Origin of the sequence: Pseudactinotalea sp., from assembly GCF_048594945.1 — a bacterium.
In the GTDB taxonomy this organism is placed as follows: Bacteria; Actinomycetota; Actinomycetes; order Actinomycetales; family Beutenbergiaceae; genus Pseudactinotalea.
The window spans coordinates 1-4,331 of sequence record NZ_JBMDXJ010000535.1; the positions used below are offsets into that span (position 1 = coordinate 1).

3 protein-coding genes and 1 pseudogene are annotated in these 4,331 nt (G+C 68.3%); 1 reads left to right on the forward strand and 3 read right to left on the reverse strand.

Annotated elements, in window-relative coordinates:
- Together ACOJSN_RS24425 and merB are read right to left on the reverse strand one after the other, a co-directional pair.
- Positions 1 to 598, reverse strand: a pseudogene (locus tag ACOJSN_RS24425) (hypothetical protein); the annotation flags it as partial.
- A 59-nt stretch (positions 599 to 657) separates the two neighbouring features.
- On the reverse strand, positions 658 to 1,122 hold the full coding sequence (merB, locus tag ACOJSN_RS24430; RefSeq protein ID WP_420115087.1) for an organomercurial lyase: 465 nt from the start codon (positions 1,120 to 1,122) through the stop codon (positions 658 to 660).
- Positions 1,123 to 1,361: 239 nt separating this feature from the next.
- Between merB and ACOJSN_RS24435 the strand changes: the two genes are divergently transcribed.
- The gene (locus tag ACOJSN_RS24435) at positions 1,362 to 3,041 is read left to right on the forward strand and encodes a DUF222 domain-containing protein (protein ID WP_420115088.1); all 1,680 of its coding nucleotides are present in this window, start codon (positions 1,362 to 1,364) and stop codon (positions 3,039 to 3,041) included.
- 154 nt (positions 3,042 to 3,195) lie between these two features.
- On the opposite strand, the gene ACOJSN_RS24440 is transcribed toward ACOJSN_RS24435, so the two are convergent.
- A partial coding sequence (locus ACOJSN_RS24440; protein ID WP_420115089.1) for a hypothetical protein occupies positions 3,196 to 4,331 on the reverse strand: 1,136 nt, incomplete at its 5' end.

Sequence of the window (4,331 nt, forward strand, 5' to 3'; positions counted from 1 at the left end):
GGACCCGGTACTCAGCACCCGCCTTCTGCAGCGGCCCGAGCGCGGGACCCAGGAGCAGCGCCAGCACCGGGACACCGCACGCAACGATCACAGCGAGCAGTGCCGAGATCTGGAACAGGAGCACCGTGATCGTCACGTACGCGACGACCGCGCCCACGCCGGGCCCCGTCACCGTGAGGCTGCGCCCGAGCGTCCACGCATCGACGTTGCCGATGGCCACGACCTCGCCGGCTCGCCGTGCCTGGGTGGCGCCGAGCCGGATCGACTGCTCGGAGAGCACGGACACGGTGCGGAACGCGGCGTCCATGCGCACCTTCGTCATGGTCCGGTGCCGCCAGATGCTCACCCCGGCGAGTACCACGGCCGAGCCCACCAGTGCCGCGGACCAGGCGAGCACCACGCCACGGTCGGCTCCGGCGAGCGCGTCGACGGCCCGCGAGAGCAGGTACGGCGGCACTACCAAGCCGACCATGTAGAGCGTGCCGAGCACCGCACCGAGCGTCACCCGCGGCCACTGACGACGCACCAACCACCCGAGATAGGACCACGGCCCCCGGAACTGCGGCACCGCGTCCGCGGGTCTGGGAGCGGTGCTCATGAGTCCACCCAACCAGAGAGCGGAGTCGACGCCGTCGTCACACCGGGAGCGAGGGACCTTCAGATCGACATCAGGGAAGTTCCCAGAAGGGACTGCGCAGGCCGCAGCTGTCCAGCAGGCTCTGGTTGTAAATCGCGGGTGTGAGGCTCGAAGGTCGCCTCGAGCCGATCTCCGTACCACGGCTTGGCGAGCTGCCAGACCTGCGTAGCGCCGGCGATGTAGCCGACGCCGGGTCTGTGCTGGTCGGTCCAGCGCTGGGCGTGGTCGCGGTCGCAGAAGGTGCGGATCATCGTGCAGGTGCCGACGACGACGTCGTCCCACCACTGGGCTCCAGGTCGGGGGAATCTCACGGCCAGCTCGTCGGTTGGCGCCAGGTGGGGGTCAGGCTGGTAGCTCAGCGCCGTGCCGCAGTCCGGGCAGGCAGTGTCGATGTAGGCCGCGGACAGCTCGTGCTCGAGGCTCGCTCCGACGTCGCCGTTCGCCCTGCTTCTACGACCGGGGCGGCGCTTGCGGGAAACGGGCATGGAGGGAGCGTGGCCGACTGCGAGCGGCGCCCGAAAGACCGTGCGAGCGATCTGTGGACAACCCTCTCCACCGCCGTGCCCTGTGGATAAGTAGCGCTGCGGAGGGCATCCCGGGTCGTGCGCCACACGCGATGTCAGACCTCGGTGACAGGCTCATGGCAACGAGATCGAAGCAGTGTCGGTGCCTCGTGCGAGGCTCCGACCAGGACAGATCACCAGTCGCGGAGGAGGTGGGAATCGTGTCGCAGACCGTCGCCGACGATACCTGCCCGGAGCCGATCCCGCTCGAGGCGATGTCGCGTGAGCAGCTGCTCGAGCTCCTCACCGACCTGCTGCCCGCGCGACCGCACGACTGGGAGCCGCCCGAGGACGAACTCGCGCTCGCGCCTGACTGGCTGGCGGAGCTCGAGCAGCCAGAACTTGGACCTGGTTCGTGGCTGGGCGAGCTGCCGCCGTCGCGTACGTTGCTCGCCGAGCTCGAACAGCTGCCCGAGGACGCGATCGACAACGACTTCGACGCCGTCGAGGTGGTCGCGCACTGGGACCGCCTCGAGGCGTACTGCGCCTCGCAGAAGCGGCTGGCGGCCGCGGCGCTGGCACGTCGGGACCAGATGGCCCACGGGCTGGCCGGGCTGGACCGCTTGCGGAAGCGGGATGCCCGCGGCCGCGGGGTGGTGATCTCCAACCCGTGCATCGCCGGCGACGAGATCGCCATGCGTCTCGGCATCACCAGGCGTGCCGCGCGACGGCTCATCAACTCGGGGCAGGTCATGCGACATGTCGGCATCCCCACCCGTGAAGCATTCGAGGCCGGGAGGATCAGCGCCGTCAAGGCGGACATGATCCTGGACGCGCTGACTGACCTGTCGGCGGATGCTGCCCTCGACGTGCAGGACGAGGTGCTGGACAAGGCGCCGCACGTGCCGTCGGGGACAGTGCGCCGCGACCTGACCAAGGCGTGCGCGATGGTCGATCCTGACGAGTTCGAGGACAGATGCGCGCAAGCGAAGCGAACGCGGCGCGTCGACCGCCCACGAGCTCTGCCGCACGGCATGGCGTCCCTGTACGCGGTGATGCCAGCTGCGGAGGCGATGACTGTCTACCGTGCATTGGAGGCTGCAGCGCGGTCAGCGAAGGCCGGCGGCGATGAACGAACCATGGACCAGTTCCGTGCTGATGCACTGGCACTGCTGGGCGCCACGGCGATCGAGTCGGGGTGGATCGGCCCGTGCGACGGCGTTGAGTGCGGTCGCGTGCCTGATGCCGGACCGGTGGCCGACGCCGTCGGCGGAGCCGAGTGCACAGACTCCGAGGATGTCCCGCGGATGCGCGTGGGAACGATCGGCGGCCGGGCTGCCCACGTCCGCGTGACGGTGCCGTTCACGAGCTTGATGACCGGCACCGACGAGGGCGGCTCCGACCCGCCGGGGGTCAACGAACCCGCCGACCTCGAGGGGTACGGGCCGATCCCGGCATCGGTAGCGCGAGCGCTCGCGGCGGGCAACACGTGGCAGCGTCTGGTGCGCGATCCGGTCGACAACTCGGTGCTTGAGCTGTCCACGACGCGCTACAAGCCTCCACCCGCGATGGCCGACCTGATTCGGGCGACGCACCCCCAGTGCGTTCGCCCAGGATGCGGCGTCAGCTCGGACTCCTGCGACCTGCATCACGAGATCCCGTGGCCGATCGGTCCGACGACGGCACGCAACATGGCGCCTGGGTGCCGGCCTGACCACCTGCTGCTGACGCATGCCGGTTGGTACTACACGTACAACGTCGCCGACCGCAGTCGCTCGTGGACCACCGCCACGGGGCATCGGTACATCGAGTTCGTCGATGGCAAGGTCGTCATGGAGAAGCCGCTCCCCGAGCCTCCGCCGACCCTGCCAGCCGGCCTCGACGATCCGCCGCCATTCTGAGGCGTCGCGCGAACCCCGCGGAAGGCGAAGGCGACCAGGTGACCTGGCGACCGGGCGCACGCCGTCACTCTCTCGTGAGTGCGCGGCTCCGATTCCAGCGCCCGGTCGCTCTCGCCGCCCGGTGAGCTAGCCCAACCCGGCCCTCACCTAGACGCTAGTCCTCGTCGTCGGAGTCCGACTCGCTGATCTCGCCGGGCGCGCCCCCAGGGACCGGTGGCACGCCCGGCTCACGCGTCTGCCTCGGCCTCTTCCTCGTGGGACCTTTCCCCTCCGACGACGCCTTCCGCTTTCTCGTGGGCGCCTTCCTCGTGGGCGCTTTCCTCGTGGACGTCTTCGCCGAGCGACCCGTCACATTCGCGGTCGTCGGGACTTCCCTGCGGAGGTACTCCAGCAGGAGCTGGGTCGCGTCGATCGCGACCCCCTCGTCGAGCTCGTGATAGTCGCGGAGCCTGTTCGCCAGGGACGCGGCATCGCCCCCATGCTTGAGGAAGACTCCGAGGTTCTCGATCGAATCGACCCACGCGTACCCGGGGCGATCGTTGAAGTCGATGTTCGCACCGACGAGTTCGGTCATGTACTTGAACGTCAGGTAGCAGCCCAGGCACGGACGCTTCTTGCCCGAGATTGACGCAGGCCCGGGCCACCGAGCCTTCAACAGCAGCCACATCAGATTCTGCTCGGCGTGGAAGCCGGCAGGCCCGTCGACGACGATGATCTTCCGATCGAATGCGGGGTCGCTGAGGACGCCTGGGGTCTTGTCGGCGTCCACGCGAACCACCGCTCCGAGGGACGGGTCCTGGCTCAGAAGGCGCGACAGCTCCGTTGCCAGCAGTGTGTCGGCGTCCCCGTCGCTCGACGTCGGCTCGGCCTGCTCGGAATCGCCCTCCTCGAGCTCGTCACCCTCATCAGACAGTCGCTCGTCGTCAGCGTCGGGCAGCAGTTGCCAATGCCGGCTCTGGTCCGCCGCCTGCATCAACTTCCGCATGCGCCCATAGAGAGACTGCTTCGTTGGAGCGATGGCGGCCGTGACCTGCTCGGGTGTCAGGGGCGTCTTGCGTTTCTGAACTGTCTTTCTCTTGAGAACCGCGGCTCGCAGTTCCTTCGTCGCAGCTTCAGCGATCTTCGCGATCGACTGTTTCTGCAGCATCGCCTCGAGCCCGTTCCGCCCGCCTTCGCTGTTCTCACTCACGAAGAGTCGCCCGTTCGCATACATCGACTGGACCTCGACAGCGCTGGAGACAGAGACTTTGAGTTGATCGAAGAGCGTGACGGAGAGCTGGATCAAGAGTT